Raw genomic sequence first — 23453 nt, 5'->3', positions numbered from 1 at the left:
CGTGCGCGCTAAAGCCGGAAAATCGCGCACGCGCACGCGCACGAAGGACGAGCACGAGAGACGAGAGACGAGAGACGAGAGACGAGAGACGAGAGACGAGAGACGAGAGACGAGAGACGAGAGACGAGAGACGAGAGACGAGAGACGAGAGACGAGAGACGAGAGACGAGAGACGAGAGACGAGAGACGAGCACGAGAGACGAGCACGAGAGACGAGAGACGAGCGTGGAGATGATGAGGAGGTGTATCGCTCTATCTATCTCTTGGTATTCTTGATGTCTTGGCGCTCCTGCTGTCTTTGCCCCGAGGCTCCGTATCAGGGCGCTCCCTCCGGTTGACAGCGGGGTCATGGGTGATGTCTGCTCCGCGCTTGCCCTCAGCGGAGGTGCCCGTGGACGAGATCGTGAAAATCATCCATGCTTCTCAAGACGCGCTCGTCGCCCGCGATGTCGATGCGTATCTGGCGATGCTGTCCGACGATGTGGTCGTGTCCGACCCTTCCACCCCGCGCCTCGTGGGACGGGACGCGGTCCGGCGCCACGTCGAGGGGCTGCTCGCCTCCTTCAGCGAGATCGAGTTCCTGGACCGGAAGGTCTTTTCCCTCGGCCTCGGGGCCGCCATGCGGTTCACGCTGCGCACGAGGACGGCCGATGGCCGGGACGGTACGCTCGACGGCGTCGATGTGTTCGAGCTGAACGAGCAGCGCAAGATCGCGAAGATCACCAGCTACCTCGACGCGCCCGGCGCCAGCGCTGCGGCGTCGGCGCCGCAAGCTGGCGCGCTCGAGGTGTACTGGGCCAGCGGCAGCCCGCCCGCCTGGCGGGTCCTGCTGCTGCTCGCGGTGAAGGGGGTGCCTTACACGTCCAAGCTCCTCCAGCTCTCGAGAGAGGAGCACACGGCGCCGGCGTACCTGGAGGTGAGCCCGCGCGGGAAGGTGCCGGCGATCCGCGACGGGGCGTTCTGCCTCCACGAGTCGCTGGCGATCATGGCCTACCTCGACAGAAAGCACCCGTCCCCGCCGCTCTTCGGCGAGTCGGCCGAAGAGGCGGGCGCGATCGCGCGCGTCATCGCCGAGCACGAAAACTACCTGTACCCGGCGCTCGGCCAGATCGCGCGCGCGGTCTTCTCCGGCGACCCGACCGCGCTCGCCGGCGAGGAGCCGGCCGTGCGCGCGGCGGTCGCCACGCTGCACGAGGAGCTCGCGCGGATCGAGGCATCGCTCGCGCTGCGCGACTACCTCGCAGGCCCGCGCCTCTCGGCGGCCGACCTCACCGTCTACCCGTCGATCCAGCTCGCCGTGCGCGCCGCGACCCGCCCCGCCGCAGCGCCGCTCGATCTCGCCGTCACGCCGCTCGCCGCGCGCTACCCGAAGCTCGCGGCGTGGGGCGCGCGCATCGAGGCGCTGCCCGGCTACGACGCGACGTACCCGCCGCACTGGCGCGCGGCATGATCCTCCGAAGCGCGCGCGCCGCATCGTCCCGCCGGCGGCGACGTGCGCTCGTGCGCGCGGGACGGCGGCGCGCTCACGCGCGACGCGCTCACATGCAACGCGCGGGACGGCGGCGCGCTCACATGCGGCGCCCGGGACGGCGGCGTGCTCACACGCGGCGCGCTCACACGCGGCGCGCGCGGCAGCGGCGCGGCGCGCGCGCCGCGCGGATCAGAGGGCGTCGAGCTCGGCCGCCGCCTGCACCGGGTGGGCGGCGTGGATCGTGGGCGCGCGCGGCGCGGCGAGGCTGCCTGCCGCGAGCAGCGGCAAGGGCGCGCGCGGCGGGGCGAGGGTCTCCGACTGGAGCTTCATGAGCTCCTCGCGCTGGTACTTCCACACGGTCCGATAGCGGAAGAACGGCACCGCCGGGTAGAGGTGGTGGATCAGGTGATACGTCTGCCCGAAGAGCAGCACGTTGAACAGCGCGCTGTCGATCGCGCGCGTCGCGCGATACCGGTTCTGCGCCGCCGTGGTCTCGTGCGGGTAGTGAGGCAGGTAGTCGAAGGCGAACGCGAGGAAGAAGATCGCGAGCCGCGCCGGCACGATCCAGTAGAGCAGCGCGAGCTCGCCGTGGCCGAGCCCGAAGGCCAGCGCCACGATCGCGAACATCGCCGCGAGCGTCGCGATCGTCTCGATCCGCTCGCTGCGCTTCTGCGCGTGGTACGAGCGCAGAAACAGGTAGTAGTAGTGGAGATCCTGCGTCGCCCAGCGCAGCGGGAGCAGGTACCACGGGCCGCGCCCGCTCCAGTGGTCGGGATCCCGGTCCGCGTCGTTCGTGTGCTTGTGATGCTCGAGGTGGAAGTGACGCACCGCCAGGAACGGCGCCATGAGCAGCAGCCCGGACAGCCGTCCGACCACGCCGTTCAGCAGCGCGGAGCGCGCCAGCGACCGGTGCGCGGCCTCGTGCATCGGCGTGAACACGGCGTACGCCGCGACCGCCGCCGCGAGCACCGCCGGCACCGTCGACACGAGGCCCGCGACCCCCGCGTAGACCGACGCCGCGAACAGCGCGTACGAGCCCGCGAAGAGCGCCAGCGTCGGCCACTCGATCGGCCGGGTCTGCAGCAGGCCGCTCGCCAGCGGGAGCACGCTCCAGAGCGCCGGCCGCCCGGACGGTCTCCCCGACGGCCTCCCTGAGGGCCGCCCCGACGGTCGCGCCGACGGCCGCCCCGAGGGCCGGCTGGAGCGAGGCTCGTCGTCGTTCATCGTGAAATTCCAGACCGCTGGCCGCCCCGATGGACGACTGAGTCGATTCTCGTCGTTGTTCATGGCGTTCAACACTCCCGGGGGAAGCTTCGGTTCTTCACTTTGGTACAGCGGACGACGGCCGCCGGATCAAGCGCAAGCGAACGTTCGACCACCCGAGACCGCGCTCCAGGGATCGCGCCGCGAGATCGTCAGCGGCCGGCGATCTCCAGAGCGAGGTCCTCCACGGCCGCTCTCTCGAATGAACAGGGGAGCGCCATGGGCGTTTCCGCTGCGAGAGAAGGCGAGAGTTGCTCGCAGACGAGCACGAATCCAATCTAGCAGCCTCGCAACAAGAGCACAACGAGACTTTCGGAGCGATGCGTTGGGCTTCTGGTTGGCTGGATTTCAGGGGCAGGCTCTTCTGCTCGGCCTTCACGGCGTTCGCAGCGTTCACGGGCTTCACGGGCTTCACGGGCTTCACGGCGTTCGCAGCGGGCGCGGCTGTTGCAGTCGTTTCGGCGGCCACTCGGCGGCCACGCGGCGGCCGCGCAGCGGCCGCGCGGCGGCCGCGCGAGCGCGGCTTGACGGCGTGTCCGGGGCCAACCCGGAGGCGAAGCGCTGAGCTCGCCGACGCCGTCGGAACAGTGCGGGCGCGCTTTTTCTTTCTCTCTCCTTCGAGTTCCTTCTAGGCGCCGCCGGGCGCCGGAGCGCCGCCCTGCCGCAGCATCGCGCTCACCTCGCTGGCACAACCCCACGCGAGCGTGTACCCCGCGCCACCATGGCCGTAATTGTGGATCACGCGGCCTTCGCGCTCGAGGCGCACGACGCTCCGGTACGGGCGCAGGCCGGCGCGCGCGCGGAGCAAGGGGCCTGGCCGAAGGCCGGCCGCCCGCACCCGCTGGAGCATTGCGTCAGTACGCTCGGGGTCGGGCGTCAGCGAGCGGTCGTCAGGGGACGGAACGACGCAGCCGCCAATCACGATCTCGTGACGCCGCGGGATCACATAGACGAGCGCGGATTCGTCCCTTTCATCACCCAATGCGACATCTAGGGGAACCTCGCCCGGCTCCACGATCGCTACCTGGCCGTAAAGGGCGAGGAGCTCGCCGTCGCCGGTGAGGGCGCGCGCCCCGAGCCCGGTGCAATTCACGACCACGTCGCCCTCGACCTCGGCGAGCGATCGCACGCGCTCGATGCGCACCGGGCGGTGGAGCTGGGACTCCAGCCAGGGCAGGTGCAGCGACGGCTCGATGCGCGGCGCCGTGAACCGGAAGCTGTGGGGCGCGCCCAGCGGGTGCGGTCCTGGCTCGATCGCGAGGTCCGGGACGCTCGGGGCCCACCAGGGCAGCTGCACGTCGTCCGACGCCTCGCGCGTGGTCAGGAGATCCACCCCCGCCTCCGGGTGCTCCCGGGCGATGCGCGTGAGCTCATCGAGCGTCGCCCGCGACCACGCGTTCACGCGCTCGGGCGGGTTCGCCGCGAACGGGTGCCACAGCGCGGCCGCGACCGCGGACGTCGTGTGCTCGCCGCGCTCCGCCGCGATCACCTGCACGCGGTGGCCGTCGCGCTGGAGGACGACCGCCGTGGTCAATCCGATCACCCCTGCGCCCACGACGGTGACGTCCAGCCCCGGAGCTTGCTTCGCCGATGACTCCACGATCGCGCGCTCTAGCACGCTGAGCCCGTGCGTCGAGACCGCGCGCCGCGCCCGCGGATCGAGGCCGATCGGCGGGCAAGGCCGGTCGGCGGGCGAGGCCGATCGGCCGGCCGCCCCGGGCGCGCTGACGCCGCCGCGCAGGCGGTGCTACGCAGTCGCGGATCCGCAGCGCCGGATCGCGGCCGTCCTGCGGCCCGGCGCGCGACGCGAGGGACCATGTCGAGCCACCGCTTCAACGATCCGGAGATCGCCGCCGTGTACCGCGCCATCCACGAGCGGCGCGACATGCGCCACTTCCTGCCCGGGCCGGTGGACCCCGACGCGCTCGCCAGGCTGCTCGCGGCCGCGCACGCGGCGCCGAGCGTGGGCATGATGCAGCCCTGGCGCTTCGTGCGGATCACGGCGCCGGCGCTCCGGCGCGACATCCACGCGCTCGTCGAGGCGGAGCGCCTCGCCACGGCGCGCGCGCTCGGCGAGCGCGAGGACGAGTTCATGCGCCTCAAGGTCGAGGGCGTCCTGGAGTGCGGCGAGCTGCTCGTCGCCGGCCTCATGGCGGGGCGCGAGGCGCACGTGTTCGGCCGCCGCACGATGCCCGAGATGGATGTCGCGTCGGTGGCCGCGGCCATCCAGAACCTGTGGCTCGCCGCGCGCGCGGAGGGGCTCGGCGTCGGGTGGGTGTCGCTCTTCGAGCCGGACCGGCTGGCCGCGCTGCTCGGCATGCCGCCGGGCAGCAGGCCGCTCGCCATCCTCTGCGTCGGTCACGTGGAGGAGTTCTACGGTCGCCCCATGCTCGAGGCGTGCGGCTGGGCAGCGCGCCGCCCGCTCTCGGAGCTCGTCGCCGAGAACGTCTGGCCCGAGGAAGCCACCGCGCCCGCGGGCCGCCGCCCGTGAGCGCGTCGCGCTCGCGCCGGCGAGCGCGCGAGCGCGCGAGCGAGACGAGCGAGACGAGCGAGACGAGCGAGACGAGCGCGACGAGCGCGACGAGCGAGACGAGCGCGACGAGCGCGACGAGCGAGCCGCGCTGCGCGGCCTACGGGTCCCGCGCGCAGCGGGCGCCGATGTTGTTGACGCGGTCGAAGGGGTAGCTGAAGTCGCGGTTGCCCGCGCGCAGGTCCGCCGCTGGCGCGCGGTAGCTCCCGCCGCGCGTGACCCGCGTCGCGTCGCGCTCGCCGTCCACGCGATGCACGCAGTCGATGCACGGCGTGGGGAGCGCGTCGCGCCACCAGTCCATCGTCCACTCCCACAGGTTGCCGGCCAGATCCGAGTGCCCCCATCGCCCGTCTCCGCTCGGCTTCGACCCCACCCGCAGGATGTCGCTCAGCGCGCAGTCTCCCGCGGCGCTCCCATCGCCGGTGCAACCATAGGCGGCGCGCTCGCTGTCGAGGGCGGCGCCCCACGGGTACGGCCGGTGCTCGTCGCCGCCGGCCGCCGCGTAGTTCCACTCCGCCTCGGTGGGCAGGCGGCCGCCGTCCCACGCGCAGAACGCGAACGCCTCGAACCACGTGATGCAGTTGATCGGGAGCTCCTCGTTCGGCCCCGGCGCGTCGGTCCATGTCCAGAGGCGATCACCATTGCATTGCAGCGCCGATTTCAGCGCCGCGGTGTTCGGCTCGAGCCGCTGGTTCCACCCCGCGATCCATCCGCTGCCGTCGACGTGAGGGTTCCGGCCAGCCCCGATCGCGGGCGGGTTCCCCTGCACGCCCCGGCCGGCCTCCACGAAGGCTCGAAATCGACCCACCGTGATCTCGAATTTGTCCAGCCGGAAATCGCTGACGGCCGCAGGGAACGAGTCGTCCGTGCTCGAAGCGCCGTCGTAGCTCCTCAGGTACGTGCCGCAGGGGACCAACCTGTTGCCGCAGCAGCTCGCGCCGCCAGGTCCGCAGCTGTCCCCGGCGCCGGGCGCGCCGCTCGCGCAGCTCGGCGGCATGGCCATCACGTCCGGCGAGCCGCACGCGTTGGGGCAACCCGGGTCCCCGCACTCGCCGCATTCATCGCCGCCCTCGCACGGCATGCAGACGCCGGCGGCATCGCACTCCGCGCCGCCGTCCGGCCCACAGGGCGTCCCCGCCGGCCGCGGCCGCTGCGCGCACGCGCCCTCGCTGCACACCGCTTCCATGCACGGGCCCTGCGCCGGCGGGCAGTCCTCCGCCGGATCGACGCAGGCCCCCGGCCCGTCGCCGCCGCCGGCGCCGCCGCTGCTGCCGCTGGCGCTGCTGCTGCTGGCGCCGCTGCCGCCGCTGCCGCCGCGACCGCCGTCTCCAGGCTCGGCGCCGGAGCCCCCGTCGCCGCGATCGTCGGGGAAATCGCGGACCCGCGCATTGCAACCCGACACGAGAGAGATGGACACGAGGAGCGCCAATTGTCTCATGTACGGCATGATACGCCATGGCATGCGCCACGGCGTCGCGTCGAGCGCAGGGAGGCTCGACCCGGGCGACGCGGGCCGTGCCTCCGGCGAGCGCGAGCCCGGGCGCGCTCTGTCGGCCGGGGCGGCCGCCGTGATGGCGGGGCCGCGCTCGCCGCCGCGCCGCCCGCGCCGTGACCTCGTCAGGCGGGCAACGACTCGACGGCTCCGGATTGGCTACTTGCGCTGCGCGGCGCCGCCTTCGCGCCGCCCGGGCTCGATCTGGCCGACGTCGCGGACAGCGCCATTGGCGGCGCTCGTGGCCATGAGCGCATAGGCCCGCAGGGCAGGGGAGACCTTGCGATCGCGGTTCGGCTTGAACGCATCGGCGCCCCGCGCCTCGGCGGCGCGGCGGCGGCGCTCGAGCTCCGCGTCGCTGACGAGGACGTCGATGGTCCGGGCGGGGATGTCGATCCGGATGCGGTCGCCCTCCTCGATGAGCCCGATGTTCCCGCCCTCGGCCGCCTCGGGCGAGACGTGCCCGATGCTCAGGCCCGACGTGCCGCCGCTGAACCGGCCGTCGGTGATGAGGGCGCACGCCTTGCCGAGGCCCTTCCCCTTCAGGAACGACGTCGGATAGAGCATCTCCTGCATGCCCGGGCCGCCCTTCGGCCCCTCGTAGACGATGACGACCACGTCGCCCGAGCGGATCTGGTTGTTCCAGATCGCGTCGCACGCCGCCTCCTGCGACTGGAACACCCGCGCGGGCCCCTCGAACTTCCAGATCTCGGGGTCGACGCCCGCGGTCTTCACGATGCAGCCGTCCGCCGCGATGTTGCCGTAGAGCACGGCGAGGCCGCCCTCGCGGCTGTACGCGTGCGCGACGTCGCGGATGCAGCCCTTCTCGGCGTCGTCGTCGGTGTCGGCGAAGTACTTGTCCTGCGAGAACGCGACCGTGGTCGGGACGCCGCCCGGCGCGGCGAGCGCGCGCTTCTTCGCGGCCGCCGTCGCGGTGGGGCGGCGGATGTCGTTCTCGTCGATCGCGTCGCCGAGCGTGCGCGCGTGGACCGTGCCCACCTGCCGGTGGATGAGCCCCGCGCGATCGAGCTCCCCGACGATCGTCAGCACGCCGCCCGCGCGGTGCACGTCCTCGACGTGGTGGTGCGACGACGGCGCCACCTTGCAGATGTTCGGCACCTTGCGCGACATCCGGTCGATGTCCGACATCTTGAAGTCCACCTGCGCCTCGCGGGCCACCGCCAGGAGGTGGAGGACCGTGTTCGTCGAGCCGCCCATCGCGATGTCGAGCGCCATCGCGTTCTCGAAGGCCTCGAACGTCGCGATGCTCCGCGGCAGCACCGAGGCGTCCCCGTCGACGTAGTAGCGCTTCGCGAGCTCGACGACGCGCTTCGAGGCCGCCTCGAAGAGCTCCCAGCGCGCCGCGTGCGTCGCGAGCAGCGTGCCGTTGCCGGGCAGCGCCAGGCCGAGCGCCTCGTTGAGGCAGTTCATGCTGTTCGCCGTGAACATGCCGGAGCACGAGCCGCAGGTCGGGCACGCGGACCGCTCCATCGCGGCGAGATCCGCGTCGGACACCTTGTCGTCGCTCGCCGCGATCATCGGATCGATGAGGTCGAGCTTGCGGATGAGCGGCTTGCCGTCGCGGTCGTGCGTCCCGACGATCTTGCCCGCCTCCATCGGACCGCCGGAGACGAAGACGGTCGGCACGTTGAGCCGCATCGCCGCGAGCAGCATGCCGGGCGTGATCTTGTCGCAGTTCGAGATGCAGAGCAGCGCGTCGGCGCAGTGCGCGTTGACCATGTACTCGACGCTGTCGGCGATGAGCTCCCGGCTCGGCAGCGAGTACAGCATGCCGGCGTGGCCCATCGCGATGCCGTCGTCGATGGCGATGGTGTTGAACTCGACGCCCCACCCGCCCGCGGCGTCGATGACCTTCTTCGCCCGCTGCCCCACGTCGTGGAGGTGGACGTGCCCCGGGACGAACTGCGTGAAGCTGTTGGCAATGGCGATGATCGGCTTCTCGAAGTCCGCGTCCTTCATGCCGGTGGCGCGCCACAGCGCGCGCGCCCCTGCCATGTTGCGTCCCTGGGTGGATGTACGACTGCGGTATCCGGCCATGCCCGGAACCTACTCCGTTCCAGCCGTGGCGCCTAGCCGACAGGCGGGGCCGGCGTCAGGGTACCACCTCGACCCACGCGGACACCGGCGCGACGTCGCGCGACGCCGGATCGACGGCGGCGAGGCTCGCCCCGTAAGCGCCGACGCGCCGGTTCCTGCCGAAGGTGATCGCCGGACCCGGGCCGGGATCGAAGTCCCGGAGCTCCTCGAGCGCCGCGATGAGGGCGGGCCGGGTCACGTGGGCGCCGGCGCGCTTGAGCGCCTCGACGAGGACGCGGGCGGCGGCGTACGCGCTCGCCTGAAAGGCGGTGTGCCGCGGCGGGACGCGGCTGCGCTCCAGGAACGCGGAGAGCGCGCGCAGGCCGAGCCGCTCGGCGTCGTCGAGCGGGCCCGGGTGGAGGAGCAGGAGCCGCGCGGCGGCGGCGCGCCGGAGCGACGCGGGATCGCGCGGCAGCAGCGACGCGGGCGCGTAGAGGGCGGGGGACGGGCCCGACGAGGGCCGCGCCGCATCGAGCCACCGCGAGAGCTCGTCGCCCTCGCCGGCGAGCAGGACGGCCCGGGGCCGGAGGCGCGCCGCGGCGTCCGCCGCGGCGGCGGCGTCGAAGCGGCCGGGCTCGAAGGAGAGGGAGGCCGGGGCCGGCAGTCCGCGCGCCTGCGCCTCGGCGCGCGCCCCCCGGAGGAAGGCGTCGCCGCGCGGGTCCGCCGGGTGGACGACGAGCAGCGCCTCGGCGCCGGGGGGCGCAGGGGCGCCGGCGAGGTGCGCGACGGCGACGCGCGCGAGCGTGTCGAGGCCGGGCCGGAGGTGGAACACGACGCCGTCGCCCGGATCCGAGGCCGGGAGGCCGGACCCGAGCGGGCCCACGAGCGGCACCTCGTCGGCGGAGAGGCGCGCCATCGCGCCGGCGTCGCCGCCCCACACGCTGCCGACGAGCGCGAAGACCCGCTGGTCGAGGAGGCGCGCGGTCGCGGCCGCGCCGTCGAGGGCGTCCCCGCTGTCGGCCACCACGAGCTCGAGCCGCCGCCGGAAGACACCGCCTTGCGCGTTCACCTCCGCGAACGCCGCGGCGAGCACGTCGCGGGCCGCGGCGCCCGCCGCCGCGAAGCGCCCGGTGAGCGGGAGCGCGGCGCCGAGCCGGAGCGCCTCCGGCGAGACGCCGGGATCGGCGTCGCGGCCGACGCAGCGCAGGTACGCGACGAGATCGTCGATGTGCGCGCGGTCGAGCCGGTAGCGCGGCATGACGAGGTTGAGCTCCCGGGACGCCGGCGTCCTCCCGTCGCGGACGGCGGCCGCGAGCGCCTCCGCGGTGTAGGGGCCCCCCGCGCGATCGGCGGCGAAGAGCCGCTCGGGGGTGAGCGGCGGCGCCGCGACGCCGCCCTCCGACGTGCCGTCGCCGCTCCGGCCGTGGCAGCCGGCGCACGCCGCCGCCTTGCCCTGCAGCGCGGCGCCGCTCGCGCCGAGGCGGCCCTCGACCGGCTCGCCCGAGGCGAGGGCCCCGTGGTGGAAGATGCGCCTGCCGCGCAGGGCCGCCGGGCTGAGCGCGGCGCACGAGGCCGCGCCGTCGGGCGCGGGCGCGGGCGCGTCGCCGGGGGCCGCGGCGCCCTTCAGCGCGGCGGCGAGGCCGAGCGCCGAGAGCGCGGCGGCGAGCGCGCGGCGCCCCCGCATCGTCACGAGATGGCCCACGTGCACCTCACGGCTTGTCGTTGATGTGATCGACCAGGTGCACGATCGTCTCGGGGCGCTCGGTGGCGATCGTCTTCACCCACATGCCGGTCGTCGTGTCGCCGATGAGCAGCGTCGAGGTGTGCTCCTCCGGCTTCTTCGTGAGCCCGCCGAGGCGCCCGAGGACCTTCTCCACGTTCTCCGGCGTCCCGGTCAGGAAGCGCCAGCCGTCGCCCGCGTTGAACTTGGCGGCGAACTGCTTGAGCACCTTCGGCGTGTCGTTCACGGGATCGACCGTGATCGTGAGGATCGCGACCTCCTTGCCGGCGCGCTTGCCGAGCAGCGCCTGAACGCGCGCGAGGTTCGCCGTCATCGTCGGGCACGCGCCCTTGCACGAGGTGAAGGCGAAGTGGATGAGGACCTTCCGGCCGCGCAGGAGGTCGGTGTAGAAGCGCCGCGCGCGACCGTCCTGATCGACGAGCTCCGTGTCGGTGAAGTACGCCGCGGCCGCGGCGTCGCCGGCGGGCGAGGCGGCGGCCCGCGCGCGGGGCCGCTCCGGCGCCGGCTCCGCGGCCGGGCTCGCGGGCGCGAGCGCGAGCGCGACGGCCGCCGCGAGCACAGGCGCGGCGCGCCTCATCGCGCGCCTCATCGCGCGCCTCCCGCCGCCGGCGCGGCGCCGGGCGAGCCGGCGTGGAGATCGACGTACGGCAGCGCGCCGAGCGGAGCTTTGCGCGACTCGGCCTCGACCATGAACCGGTACCGGCCGGGCTCGGGGGGCGTGAACGTCACCGAGAAGGCGCCGTCCGGCTCGGCGCGGGGCAGCGCGACGTCGCGGAATCCGATCGGGAATCGAAAGATCATGACCTTCATCTCCTTGGCTTCGAGGGGAGGCGCAGGCGCCCTCGGCGTCGCGCGGAAGCGCAGCGTCACGGGCTTCGCGACCTCGAGCTCGACGCTGCCGTCGAAGAGCGGCTCGACGGTGAGCCCGGGCGAGCGGTCCTCGACCGGGACGCCCGACGGCGCGACCGTCGCCTCGAGGCACGCGGCCACGCGGCGGTCGCCGAGCAGGAGCTCGACGTCGTACGCGCCCGCCTCGCCGAGCCGGACCGTCGTCGCGTACACGCCGGGCTGCACCTCCTTCAGCGTGCGATCCTCGATGAGCGCCGCCCGGGGCTCTCGGTCGTAGTTCGAGAGCGTGCCCATCGGCGCCATCATGCCTTCGACGTAGTAGTAAAGCGCCTTGTCGGCCGGGCTCGCGATGACGGCGCCGTTGCCCTCCGGCAGGAGGGCGAACGGCGCGGCGCTCCTCGCGCTCTTCGACGCGCGGGGCGCCTGCTGGCCGACCTGGACCTCGATGACCGCCAGCTTGCCGGGCCGCTGTAGCGAGGGCAGCTCGATGAGCGAGACCCGGTTCTCGCCGAGGTTCCTCACGTAGGCGTACGCGTTCGTGAAGGCGATCGCGTCGGGGCTCGCGAACCCGGCGAGCGTGTGCGCGAGCGCGCCCGTCGAGGCGTCGAGGATCGACACCTCGCCCTTCGCCGGGTTGAGCGCGAAGGCGAAGCGGCCGCTCGGCTCGAACTGGACCGCGCTGACGCCGGGCTTGACGGCGACGCGGCTGGAGAGGGCGCGGCGCCCGGCGTCGAGGATCGCGATCTCGCCCCGCTGCTCGTTCGCGACGTAGACGGCGCCGGCGGCGTCGCTCGCCGCGACGGCGGCGGCGCCCTCGCCGATCTCGATCTCGGCGACGGGCTCGAGCGCGCCGGTGTCGACGGCCGTGACGGAGCCGGCGTCGCGGCTCGTGATCCAGGCGGTGCGCCCGCCGTCCGAGAAGGCGATCTCGTGGTGCCCGGCGCCGACGTGCAGCGTCTTCAGCACCTCCGCCACGCGCGCGTCGACGACGCTGACCGTCCCGTCGCCGTCGTTGCCGACCCACACGGTGCGCCCGTCCGGGGCCACCGCGACGCGCATCGGGTCCGCGCCGACAGGCACGTTGGCCTCCACCATGCTCCGCCTCGTGTCGACGACGGCGAGGCCTCGCCCGTTCTGGAGCGTCACGTAGAGGCGGCTCCCGTCCGGGTGGAGCGCGAGCGACGTGGAGCCGGCCGCGAGCGTGACGAGGCTGCGCAGCTTGCTCCGGCTGAACGCGATCTGCGAGTTGATGACCGACAGCGTGTTGTCGTCGTTCTGCGTCCACAGGAGGGAAGCGTTCATGTCGACGTCCGGGCGCACCGAGATGAGGCCGGCCATGAAGCTCTTGATCTTCTCCTGGCACCCGGCGTCGTCGGGCGGCGCCCCCGCGCGCCTCGTCATCCACGCGAGCGGCGACAGGTCGCGCGCGGGCGCGCCCGTGGCGGCGTCGGTGATCGTGAAGACGGCGGTCGCGTCGGAGCGCGCCTCGAGGCGCCCTCCGGCGCCGGGGATCGGCCGGAGCTCGAAGGCGATCGACAGCCCATCTCGCTCGATCCGGCTCACGGCCGCGCTGGGCTCACCCCCGACGGCGGCCTCGGCGGGCGCCGGGGCCCCGGCGGGCGCCGGGGCCCCGGCGGCCGGCAGGGGAGGCGGCTCCCGCCGGCTGCAGGCCATCGAAGCGGCGGCGCCGAGGAGGCCTGCTGCCAGCGAGAGCCGGCGCGACGCGGCGGAGGCCCTCACGGCAGCACCCGGAAGAGGCCCCAGAGCCCGTTCGCGAGCATGGGGAGCGCCTGTTCGTTGTACATCCGGTCGCCGGGGACGAGGAAATCCCCGCCTGCCGGGGCGAAGGGGACGATATTGCGGTGTGTCATGGGTCCTATTGCGTTCTCCACTGCGATGTTCAGCACCTCGTGGTTGTCGCCGATGCGGCGGGAGCGCGCTCCCAGGGCAAAGGGGTTGTGCGGCCACGACGTGCTCCAGAAGCTGAAGGCGTGCTGGCGATGGTGGCCGGACGGCTGCACGACGCGCACGCGCACCGGCTGGGCGGCGTTGGCCAGGAAGATCGGCGTCGCCGGGTCGCCGTGGACCTTGGAGCTGAAGATATCGCGCAGGTCCCGATCATTGAGCTCGTCGCTCGCGATCTCGGGCGGTACCCCGATCCGCGCCCAGAGCGGCTCGGTGCGGTAGTTGAAGGCGTCTTGACCGGTGTCCTCGGCGTCGTCCTCGCCGTCCATGTTCCGCAGGGCCGTGCCGCAGTTGAGCCCCCGATCGAGGCACTGGAACCTCGGTTGGGTCGAGTGCAGGCCGACTTCGTCCTGGTAGACGGCCACGAGCTCCCGGAACGAGCGCGCGGCGCCATGCTCGTCGGTGAAGACGACGTCCGCCTGGGCGTGGGTGCCCGGATCGCTGCGCCAGACCGCGCCCTCGGGCTCGATGATGAGGGCGCCGACGGCGCCGTGCATGCCGTGGTTCACGACGTCGGCCATGTCCCTCAGGTTGATGGCGCCGTACTCGACGGCGCGCGGCTCGATGGGGCCCGACATGCCGTCCAGCTGGGCGAACTCGCCGGCATACCAGGTGTACTCGCGGAGCTCGCCGGGCGCGATCGTCTGCGGCTCGTTGAACCCGACGTTGGCGCCGTCGTCGGTCTTGACGTCGTAGGTGACGAGCTGCGGGTGAAGCGAGACGTGGTTCGAGGGCCGCACCTGGTTGGTGTTGAAGCCGTCGATGATCGGGGGGCTATAGTTCCAGTGCGGCGTCTTGGGCAGCACGAAGGGCAGCTCGTTGACGAGCGTGACCTGGATGCAGTCGCCCGCGGCGGCGCGCAGGATGAGCGGCTCCGGGGCGCGGAGCCCGGCGCGGAGATCGGGCAGATCCTCGGCGCGCACGAACAGGATGGCGTCGGGATCGAAGAGCTCGAACTTGTCGTTGTAGATGAGGCGGTGACCCGGCAGGTTGCCCTTCGCGGTGATCGCGTGGACGACATACCTCGTGACGGGCGCGCTCGCCGGGCAGGTCTCGAAGCCTCGATGCGCGGGCGCTGGCGGGCCTGGGGGCGCGGGCAGCGGCAAGAGGCCCGGACCGCCCGGACCGCACGGACCGCCCGGATCGCACGGCGGCATGATCCTGAGGATGCCCCAGACGCCGTCCCAGAGATCGTCGGTGGGCGCGCCCTGGTAGAGGTAGTCGCCGCTTGGCCCGGCGCCCGCCGGCGTGAGCGCGAAATCGAAGTGCTCGGAGAGCCCGATGGGCTGAGCGTTCGAGTAGCCGCTGTCCGGATCCTCGTCCGAGTTGTTCCACTTCTGGCCGTGGACCGAGAACACGTGCTGCTCCTCCTGCGCGCCCTGGATGAGGCGCAACCGGAGGGCGTCTCCCTGGCGAGCGAGGAGCAGGGGCGTGACGGGATCGCCGTGGACTCGCGAGCTGAACACGTTGTGCATCTCGCCCTCCTCTCCGGGCTTCTGCTTCACCCGTCCTGTCCTGCAGTCGCGCTCGGCGATGCGGAGCGGGATGGGCTCGTTGCGGTAGTTCACGATCTGGCCGCCGGGGTCGCGCGACGAGATCACCTCCGGGGCGAAGACGTCGCGGTGATCGACCGCGAGCGGGAGCGGCGCCTCCTGCGCCGTCGGCGGGTTCACCGGATTGCCGCACTCGTCGAAGAGGAGGGCGAAGTCGGCGATCGCGAGGTTGAACTCGCGGTACGGCGGGTGCTCGGAGCCGCTCGGCGGGAGGATGTCGGCGCGGAAGCTCGTGGGCCCGCCGTCGCCGCGCGTGCCGAAGACGGCCCCGGTCTCGGGGTCGCGCCAGACCGAGCCTCTCGGCTCGATGACCAGGCCCATGTAGAGGCCGTGATGCTGGTGCGAAGAGGGGCCGAAATGGTCGTGGGAGAATGAGGTTTCCAGAGTGCGGTCCACGTTTTGCTGGGTCACGACCGGGTCGGCCCACCAGCGCTGCACCGTGGTCTGCAGGCCGACCATGCCGTTGTGGATGCGCGGGTGCGGCTGCGCGATCAGCGGGACGCGGACGCCGCCCTCATTGACGGTGCCGTCCGGCAGAAAAGCGCCGCCGAGGTTGTTGGCCGCGTCGATGCGCTGGACGACCTCCTCTGACGAGAACGTCCCGTCCTCGTAGTTGAAGCCGTTGGCGGCGCCGTCGGAGGAGGTGACGTCAAACTTCACGAGGTGGATGTGCTGGCCGACGATGTCGGTGGGCGTGAAGATCTGGAACGGGTCCTCTTCCAGGGAGGCGGGGAGCAGGTTCGTGGCCTCGGAGACGACGCACTCGCCCGAGTTGGCGCGGATGAACAGCGGCTCCGGCGGCCGGGCGCCCGACAGGGTCGCATCGACGTCGTCCTCGAGGACGAGGATGCGCATCTGCGGGTCGTGCCAGCCGCGTTTGTTGACCACGCCGTCGATCTGGAGGAACGCGCTGCGGTACCTGCGCTCCGGTGTCCCCACGGGGCACGGGTCCGTGTACGGCGCGCCCGGGGCCGCCGGCTGGCCGTTGACGGCGAACACCGACAGCGCGCCCTCCGGCGTGAACGCAGGATAGACGCTGGAAGGGAATCTACCGGTCTCGAAGGGGCGGGCCCCCGGGAACTGGCCGGCGTGGAAAGCCCGGGCCGAGAGCTCGAGGGGCGTCCCTTCCGGGGGGAGCAGCTTGATGTTGGCCGCCACGAGGTCCACGTCGAACCTGCCTTGCGCGCCGAGCACCGCGCCGTCCGGTGGCACGCTGGTGATGAGGTGGCGCTGGAGCCCGCCGTCGACGAGGAGGTCGAGCGGCGGCTGAGAGGGCCTGCGGCCCGCCACGGCGGCGATGTAGAACGGATACCCCGGCATGGGCGGCCGCGTCGCGATCGTGCCGTCGGGGAGCGCTACGGCGGTGGGCGCGTAGGTCGGCATGGGCGGCATCCCGAGCTTCGGGATCGGCACGACGGCGGGCGTGGGCGTCCCCTGCTTGATCTCGCCGTCGGGCAGGAAGCGATCGCGCGTGCCGGCCTCGAAGACGTCGTGGGTGCGGAAGAGCTCCCACATGCCCTGCGCGAAATGGGGATACAGGTGGCAGTGAAAGATCGCGTCCCCCGGGGTCAGGGCCCGGCTGCCCGCTCTGCCGACGTTGTAGGTGAAGGCCGCGCCCGGGCCGATGCTCTGCGCGTCCAGGGTCGTGCCGTTGTCGTTGTTCGGCGCCCGCTGCCACTGGTGCGCGTGGAGGTGGAAGACGTGCGTCTCCTTCGGCCCGGCGTGGAGGTTCCTGATCCAGACGGGGTCGCCGAGGTACGCGTGATGGACGTTCGAGGGATCGTCGGGGAACAGCGCCCGGATCGCGTCGCCGTCCCTGTCCCGCTCGACGTTCATCGCCGGGTCGCCGTTGGGCCACGAGGTCAGGAAGAACTCCTCGAATTTGCACTCGATACATTCCTTGCTCGGGCCGATCCTCGCCCGGTTGGCAAGGAGGATGGCGCCCATCCCGGAGGCGCCGTAGTTGATGCCGAATCCGTCGCGCACGCCCTGGAACGCCTCGTCCTGCTCGAGCTCCCGGAACGCCTGGACGACCTTCAGCTCGTCGTGGAACAGCGCCGTGAACTCGCGGAAGCGGCCCCGGATCTCCGGGTTCGGCGGATCGAGCTGGCTCTCGTCGTAGCCGGCGATGATCGCGTTGAGGTCGCCGTGCACGATCTCGTCGCGATCGTTGATCATCCTGAGGATCGGCTCGCCCCACGCGTCGAGGGCGTCGTAGTCGATCCTGGGTGTCCCGTCGGGGTTCGGCGTGGGCAGCGAGGCGGCGGCGAGCTCCTCGGCGGTGACCTGCGACCGGTACGCGACCGCCCCCGCGGGCTCGACGTTGACCGAGCCGAACAGCCCCTGGACGATCTGCCCGCCGCTCCCTTCGCCGCCGACCATGGCGCCGGCGCTGTGCATGAAGAACGGCCCCTCCCGGTCGGCGAACAGCTCGTAGAAGCGCGTCTCGCCGGGCTCGGCGAGGGAGTCGGGGCTCAACCCGACGTTGCCGCCGAGCGACTCGATGTTCTCGATCTGCAGCCCTGTGACGTGGATGCCCGCGCTCCGTGTCTTCGGGGAGTCGTCCGGGCGCTGGTTCGGCGGGCTGAGCAGGTTGGTGAACCTGATCTGCAGGGTGTCGCCGAGGTTCACGCGCAGCACGAGCGGCCTCGGCCGCTTGCCTGGCCGCAGCATGGCGTTGCCCGGGCCGAGCGGCTCGTCCTTCCGGATGGGCACGACGTCCCGCGCGAGCGCGTAGATCATGCCGGCCGGGTTGAAGGACCCGAATCGGTTGTACACGTAGACCTGATCGAGCGCGACGACGTCCGCGAACACGACCCTGGTGTTCGCCCGCGCGCCGTTGTCTCCGGACTTGCCGGACAGATCCTCGTCCCCATCCTCGTCCCGCGGAGCGTCTTCGCCGGCGCAGCCTGCGAGCGCTAGCGCTACGGAAGCCCAGGCGAGAGCTCCAATCAGCCTCTTGTTGAACAAGGTGTCGTCTCCTCCGAATGCCACACCTGCACGCCCAGCCCTGGATAGCGGCTACGCCCACGTGTCCACAGGAGATCGGCGCGCAGCTGTCCACCGAGCATCGGCCGATCCATTGGCGCGTGATATGGCTCACAAATCTGTGGTGTGGCCTATCGAGGTCAACCGATTTCCGCGGCGCTCTTTGGCTGGTCTCTCCTGCGGACAGAGCGATATCGAGTCGATCGCGGGCGGAGACGGGGGATCCGGCGCGCACGAAGCCATGTGTCGTGGCGAGAGCTCGCTTGATCCCGCGCGGGCTTCCCTCGTCCCGCGCCGCGGATGCGCCGGCCGTGTGCCGGGGTGGAGGACGTCACCCCCGCCGCTCGCCGGCCGGCGCCATGGCGGCGCCGAGCGGGCCTGCGAGCGGCGGGAGCCGGCGTGAAAAAGGCGGTTACCGCGTCACCCGGAAGATGCCCCAGAGGCCGTCCGAGACCTTGAAGCTCGGCTGATCGAGGTAGAGCCGGTCGCCGGGGACGAAGAACCTCCCGCCGGCTGCGGAGAACGGGACCACGTTGTGGTTCGTCATCGGGCCGATGGCGTTCTCGATTCCGATGTTCAGCACGTCCCTGTTCTCGCCGATGCGGCGGGAGCGCTCCCCCTCGGCGAACGGGTTGTTCGGCCACGCCGCGCCCCAGAGGCCGAAGGAGTGCATGCGCCGGTGGCCGGACGGCTGCACGAGGCGCACACGCACCTTCTGCGTCGCGCCGGCCGTGAAGATCGGCGTCGCCGGGTCGCCGTGGACGCGGGAGCTGAAGATGTCGCTCAGGTCCTTCTCGTTGAGCAGCACCCTCGCGAGCTCGGGCGCGATCCCGAGCCGCGCCCAGAACGGCTCGGTGCGGTAGTTGAAGGCCTCGTGGCCCGTGTCCTCCGCGTCGTCCTCGGCCTCATAGTTGCGGATGGCGGTGCCGCAGTTGAGATCCTGATCGACGCACTGGAACCTCGGGTCGCCCGAGTGCAGGCCGACCTCGTCCTGATACACGACCACGAACTCCCGGAACGAGCGCGTGTATCCGTAGTAATCCTTGAAGGTGACCTCCGCCTGCGCGTGCGTGCCCTGATCGGCGCGCCAGGTGGCGCCCTTGGGCTCGATGATGAGGGCGCCGACGGCGCCGTGCATGCCGTGGTTCACGACGTCGGCCATGTCCCTCAGGTTGATGGCGCCGTACTCGACGGCCCTCGGCTCGACGGGGCCCCACCTGCCGTCCTTCTGGGCGAACTCGCCGGCGTACCACGTGTACTCGCGGGACTCGCCGGGCGCGACGGTCTGCTCCTCGTTGAGCCCGACGTTGGCCCCGTCGTCGGTCCTGACGTCGTAGGCGACGAGCTGCGGGTGCAGCGAGACGTGGTTGGACGGCCTGACCTGGTTCGTGTTGAACCCGTCGACGATGGGCGGGCTATAGTTCCAGTGCGGCGTCTTGGGCAGCTCGAAGGGCAGGTCGTTGACGAGCGTGACCTGGATGCAGTCGCCGGCGGCGGCGCGCAGGACGAGCGGCTCCGGGGCGCGGCGCCCGGCGCGGAGGTCAGGCAGATCCTCGGCGCGGACGAACAGGAGGGCGTCGGGATCGTAGAGGTCGAACTCCTTGTTGTAGACGAGCCGATCGCCCGGCAGATTGCCCTTCGCGGTGATCGCGTGGACGACATACTTCGTCACCGGCGCGCCCGCCGGGCAGGTCGGGAAGCGGCGCACCTCGCGGGGCTCGCCGTCCCGCGATCCAGGCAGCGGCAGCAAGGCCGTGTCGGTCCGCGGCCGCACCCTCATGATCCCCCACATGCCGTCCCAGAGGTCGTCGGTGGGCGCGCTCTGGTAGAGGTAGTCGCCGGGCTCGCGATCGCCCCGCGCAGAGGCCGAGGGCGTCAGCCCGAACTCGAAGTGCTCGGAGATGCCGATGGGCTGGCCGTTCGAGTAGCCGCTGTCCGGGTCGTTGATCTCGTTGAACCACCGCTGCCCGTGCATCGAGAAGACGTGCTCTTCCTCCTGCGCGCCCTGGAGGAGGCGCACCACGACGTTGTCGCCCTCGTGGGCCGAGAGCAGCGGCGTGAACGGATCGGGGTGGACCCGGGAGCTGAACACGTTGTGCATCTCCCCCTCCTCGCCCGGCTTCTGCTCGACGCGGCCGGTTCTACAGTCGCGCCGGGCGATGCGCAGCGGGATCGGCTCGTTGCGATAGTTGATGAGCCCACCGCCCGGATCGGCGGCCGAGATCGCCTCCGGCGCGAGCACGTCGCGGTGCTCGACCGCGAGCGGGAGCGGGGCCTCCTGCGTGGTCGGCGGGTTCACCGGCTCGCCGCACTCGTCGAAGAGGAGGGCGAAGTCGGCGAAGGCGAGGCCGAACTCGCGGAAGGGCGGATGCGCGGAGCCGCGCGGCGGGATGATGTCGGCGCGGAAGCTCGTGGGCCCGCCGTCGGGGCGGTCGCCGAACACGACCCCGGTCACCGGGTCGCGCCAGACCGAGCCGCTCGGCTCGATGATCAGGCCCATGTAGAGGCCGTGCTGCTGGTGGGAGGAGGGGCTGAAATGGTCGTGCGAGAACGAGGTGTTGAGGGTGTTGTCATCGCCGCGCCGGCTCTGGACGGGGTTGGCCCACCAGCGCTGCACCGTGGTCTGCAGGCCCTTCCGGTCGTCGTGGATGCGCGGGTGTCGCTGCGCCGTCAGCATGACGCGGCGGCCGCGCTCTTCGACCGTGCCGTCCGCCTTCAGGGCGCCGCCGAGGTTGTTGGCCGCGTCGATGAGCTGGACGACCTCCTGTGGGGCGAACGTCCCATCCTCGTAGTTGAATCCGTTCGTCGATCCATCCGAGGCGGTGACGTCGAACTTCACGAGGTGGATGTGCTGGCCGACGGTGTCGGTGGGCGTGAAGATCTGGAACGGATCCGCTTCCAGCGCGTTGGGGAGCAAGTTTGTCGCCTCCGAGACGACGCAATCGTTCGAGTTGGCGCGGATGAACAGCGGCTCCGGCGGCCGGGCGCCCGACAGGGTCGCGTCGATGTCGTCCTCGAGGACGAGGATGCGCATCTGCGGGTCGTGCCAGCCGCGCCGGTTGACCACGCCGTCGAGCTGGACGAACGCGCTGCGGTACCTGCGCTCCGGCGACCCTGGTGGGCAGGGGTTCGCGTACGGCGCGCCGGGGGCAGGCGGCTGGCCGTTGACGGCGAACAGCGCGGGCTCACCCTCGGGCGTGAACGCCGGATATGCCTGCGCGGGGAAGCCGTCCGTCGTCGTGATGGGCGTCGCTCCCGGGAACCGGCCGGCGTGGAACGCCTGCGCGGCCAGCTCCGAGGGGGTCCCCTCGTTCGGCAGGAGCTTGATGTTGGCTTCCTCGATCTCCACGTCGAACTTGCCGCGCCTGCCGAACTCGGCGCCGCCCGGCGGGACGCTGGTGACGACGTGGCGCGGGAGCCCGCCGTCGACGATCAGGTCGAGCGGCGGCTGAGGAGCCCTGTGGCCTTTCAGGGCAGCGATGTAGAACGGATATCCCGGCATCGGCGGCCGCACCTCCCTGCCGCCGCCGGGGAGCTCCACGACGGTGGGCTTGTAGGTCGGCATGGGCGGCATCGCGATCTCGGGGACGGGCACGAGGGCGGGCGTGGGCGTCCCCTTCTTGATCTCGCCGTCGGGCAGGAAGCGATCGCGCGTGCCCGCCTCGAAGACGTCGTGGTTGCGGAAGAGCTCCCACATGCCCTGCGCGAAGTGGGGATACAGGTGGCAGTGGAAGATCGAGTCTCCGGGCGTCAGGACGCGGTTGCCGCCCCTGCCGACGTTGTAGGTGAAGGCCGCGCCCGGGCCGATGGATTGCGCGTCCAGGGTGTTCCCGTTCGCGTCGTTCGGCGTCTTCAGCCACTGGTGCGCGTGGAGGTGGAAGACGTGCGTCTCCTTCGGCCCGGCGTGCACGTTCCTGAACCAGACGGGGTCGCCGAGGTATGCGTGGTGGACGTTCGACGGGTCGTCGGGGAACAGCGCCTCCGTCGCGTTGCCGCGCCTGTCCCGCTCGACGATCATCGCCGGGTCGCCGTTGGCCCAGGAGCTCAGGAAGAACTCCTCGTACGCGCACTCGATGCATTTCTTGCTGGGACCGAGCCTCGCCCGGTTGGCGAGGAGGATGGAGCCGAACCCGGAGGCGCCGTAGTTGACCCCGAACCCATCGCGCACGCCGTGGAAGGTCTCGTCGACCTCGAGCTTCTCGAACGCCTGGACGGCCTTGAGCTCGTCGTGGAACAGCACCGTGAACTCGCGGAACCGCCCAGGGGCCACGGGGGTCGGGCTGTCGAGCTGGCTTTCCTCGTAGCCGGCGATGATCGCGTTGAGATCGCCGTGCACGATCTCGTCGCGATCGTTGAGCATCCTGAGGATCGGCTCGCCGTGCTCGTCCAGCGCGTCGTAGTCGATCCTGGGCGTCCCGTCGGGGTTCCGCGTGGGCAGCGAGGCGGCGGCGAGCTCCTCGGCGGTGACCTGCGACCGGTACGCGACCGCCCCCGCGGGCTCGACGTTGACCGCGCCGAACAGCCCCAGCACCGTCTGTCCGCCGTCCCCCTCGCCGCCGCCGGCCTGAGCGCCGCCGCTGTGGAACAGAAACGTCCCCTCCTTGTCGGCGAAGAGCTCGTAGACGCGCGTCTCGCCGGGCTCTGCGAGCGAGTCGGGCCCCCGGCCGATGTTGCCGCCGAGCGCCTCGATGTTCCTGATCTCGAGCCCGGTGACGTGCACCGAGGCGCTCCTCGTCGCCGTCGAGTCGTCAGGGCGTTCGTCCGCGGGCCGGAGGAGGTTCGTGAACCGGACGCGGAGCGCGTCCCCGACGTTCACGCGCAGCACGAGCGGCCTCGGGCGCTTGCCCGGCCGCAGCATGGCGTTGCCCGGGCCGAGCGGCTTGCGCCCGTCGATCGGCACGACGTCCCGCTTGAGCGCGTACATCATGCCGGCCGGGTTGAACGACCCGAACCGGTTGTACACGTAGACCTGATCGAGCGCGACGACATCGGCGAATACGGTCCTGCCGCTCGTCGGATGATCGTTCAGCTCCGATGCGGCAACTTCATCGCTTTCTTCCTCGGGCGCATCGACGTCCGGGGCTCCACAGCCCGCGACGCCGAGCGCCACCGCGGCCCAGCCGACAGCTTCGAGCAGCCTGTTCCTGATCAAGGTTGTCCTCTCCTCGGTACGCGCGCAGGCACGCGCCTCGCACGGCGCGCCGACCGCGCCCCGTGCGTCTCCACTGCGCCGGATCGCGGCCGTCCGCCGTGGACTGGCCTGGATCCGGTAGCAATCCGGGTGAGCGACTTTGTGACTTTGTGAGATCGCCGTCAATTAGAATTGCTCGCGTCCGGCCGGCGCAGTCGACCCGCGTGGATTGCGAGCTTTACAGGGATGGTGTCGTCGGCGCGGCCCGGGGAGAGCCGGCAGCGCTGGAGGACGCGAGTGCGCGGTGCGCGGTGGAACGGCGTCGCGCCCTCTCGGCGCCTCGGTCGAGGCGCCCGCGTCGGGGCTGGGTGAAGGGGGTGTCAGGGACGTCGAGCCGCGTGGACGAGCCCGTCGGTAACGTACCGGCCCGCCC

The 23453-nt window shown here is 71.9% G+C and carries 11 protein-coding genes; 2 read left to right on the top strand and 9 right to left on the bottom strand.

From position 1 onward, the window contains the following. The first annotated feature begins 403 nt into the window (after window positions 1–403). Window positions 404–1450: a nuclear transport factor 2 family protein gene (locus WME98_RS04355; RefSeq protein WP_437950109.1), complete on the top strand. Its 1047-nt coding sequence runs from the start codon at window positions 404–406 to the stop codon at window positions 1448–1450. 210 nt (window positions 1451–1660) lie between these two features. Here the strand turns inward: WME98_RS04355 and WME98_RS04350 are convergent, their stop codons facing one another. Together WME98_RS04350 and WME98_RS04345 are read right to left on the bottom strand one after the other, a co-directional pair. Beyond that, on the bottom strand, window positions 1661–2578 hold the full coding sequence (locus tag WME98_RS04350) for a fatty acid desaturase (protein WP_437950108.1): 918 nt from the start codon (window positions 2576–2578) through the stop codon (window positions 1661–1663). A 784-nt stretch (window positions 2579–3362) separates the two neighbouring features. Further along, entirely contained in the window at window positions 3363–4334 is a 972-nt protein-coding gene (locus tag WME98_RS04345) for an FAD-dependent oxidoreductase (RefSeq protein WP_437950106.1), read from the bottom strand. A gap of 216 nt (window positions 4335–4550) precedes the next feature. On the opposite strand from WME98_RS04345, the gene bluB reads away from it, so the two are divergent. Continuing rightward, window positions 4551–5225 carry a 5,6-dimethylbenzimidazole synthase gene (gene bluB, locus WME98_RS04340; RefSeq protein WP_437950105.1) on the top strand — a complete coding sequence of 225 codons (675 nt, stop codon included), beginning with the start codon at window positions 4551–4553 and terminating at the stop codon, window positions 5223–5225. Window positions 5226–5364: 139 nt separating this feature from the next. On the opposite strand, the gene WME98_RS04335 is transcribed toward bluB, so the two are convergent. The 7 genes from WME98_RS04335 to WME98_RS04305 all read right to left on the bottom strand — a co-directional run bounded on the left by WME98_RS04335 (window position 5365) and on the right by WME98_RS04305 (window position 23041). Then, a complete protein-coding gene (locus WME98_RS04335) occupies window positions 5365–6702 on the bottom strand; it encodes a formylglycine-generating enzyme family protein (protein WP_437950104.1) in 1338 nt (445 codons plus the stop codon). Window positions 6703–6915: 213 nt separating this feature from the next. After that, window positions 6916–8814, bottom strand: coding sequence for a dihydroxy-acid dehydratase (gene ilvD / locus WME98_RS04330; RefSeq protein WP_437950103.1), 1899 nt, complete (start codon window positions 8812–8814; stop codon window positions 6916–6918). A 55-nt stretch (window positions 8815–8869) separates the two neighbouring features. Beyond that, window positions 8870–10501, bottom strand: coding sequence for an ABC transporter substrate-binding protein (locus WME98_RS04325; RefSeq protein WP_437950102.1), 1632 nt, complete (start codon window positions 10499–10501; stop codon window positions 8870–8872). Window position 10502: 1 nt separating this feature from the next. Continuing rightward, window positions 10503–11111 (bottom strand): SCO family protein, encoded by a 609-nt coding sequence (locus tag WME98_RS04320; protein WP_437950101.1) that lies wholly within the window; start codon window positions 11109–11111, stop codon window positions 10503–10505. An 8-nt stretch (window positions 11112–11119) separates the two neighbouring features. Continuing rightward, window positions 11120–13123 (bottom strand): YncE family protein, encoded by a 2004-nt coding sequence (locus WME98_RS04315; protein WP_437950100.1) that lies wholly within the window; start codon window positions 13121–13123, stop codon window positions 11120–11122. Next, window positions 13120–17871 carry a multicopper oxidase domain-containing protein gene (locus WME98_RS04310; protein ID WP_437950099.1) on the bottom strand — a complete coding sequence of 1584 codons (4752 nt, stop codon included), beginning with the start codon at window positions 17869–17871 and terminating at the stop codon, window positions 13120–13122. Before WME98_RS04310 ends, WME98_RS04315 begins: the two co-directional genes overlap by 4 nt. A gap of 430 nt (window positions 17872–18301) precedes the next feature. After that, a complete protein-coding gene (locus WME98_RS04305; RefSeq protein ID WP_437950098.1) occupies window positions 18302–23041 on the bottom strand; it encodes a copper oxidase in 4740 nt (1579 codons plus the stop codon). Window positions 23042–23453: the final 412 nt, after the last annotated feature.

It is taken from the genome of Sorangium sp. So ce296, from assembly GCF_051529605.1.
GTDB lineage: Bacteria > Myxococcota_A > Polyangia > Polyangiales > Polyangiaceae > Sorangium > Sorangium cellulosum_D.
Note: the sequence above shows the minus strand (reverse complement) of the source record. Positions and strands in the feature narration are given on the sequence as shown.

What these genes read in the sequence shown, in the direction of transcription:
- bluB (WP_437950105.1), top strand. Translation starts at nt 4,551, where the DNA reads ATGTCGAGCCACCGCTTCAACGATCCGGAGATCGCCGCCGTGTACCGC.
- WME98_RS04335 (WP_437950104.1), bottom strand. Translation starts at nt 6,702, where the DNA reads ATGAGACAATTGGCGCTCCTCGTGTCCATCTCTCTCGTGTCGGGTTGC.
- ilvD (WP_437950103.1), bottom strand. Translation starts at nt 8,814, where the DNA reads ATGGCCGGATACCGCAGTCGTACATCCACCCAGGGACGCAACATGGCA.
- WME98_RS04320 (WP_437950101.1), bottom strand. Translation starts at nt 11,111, where the DNA reads ATGAGGCGCGCCGCGCCTGTGCTCGCGGCGGCCGTCGCGCTCGCGCTC.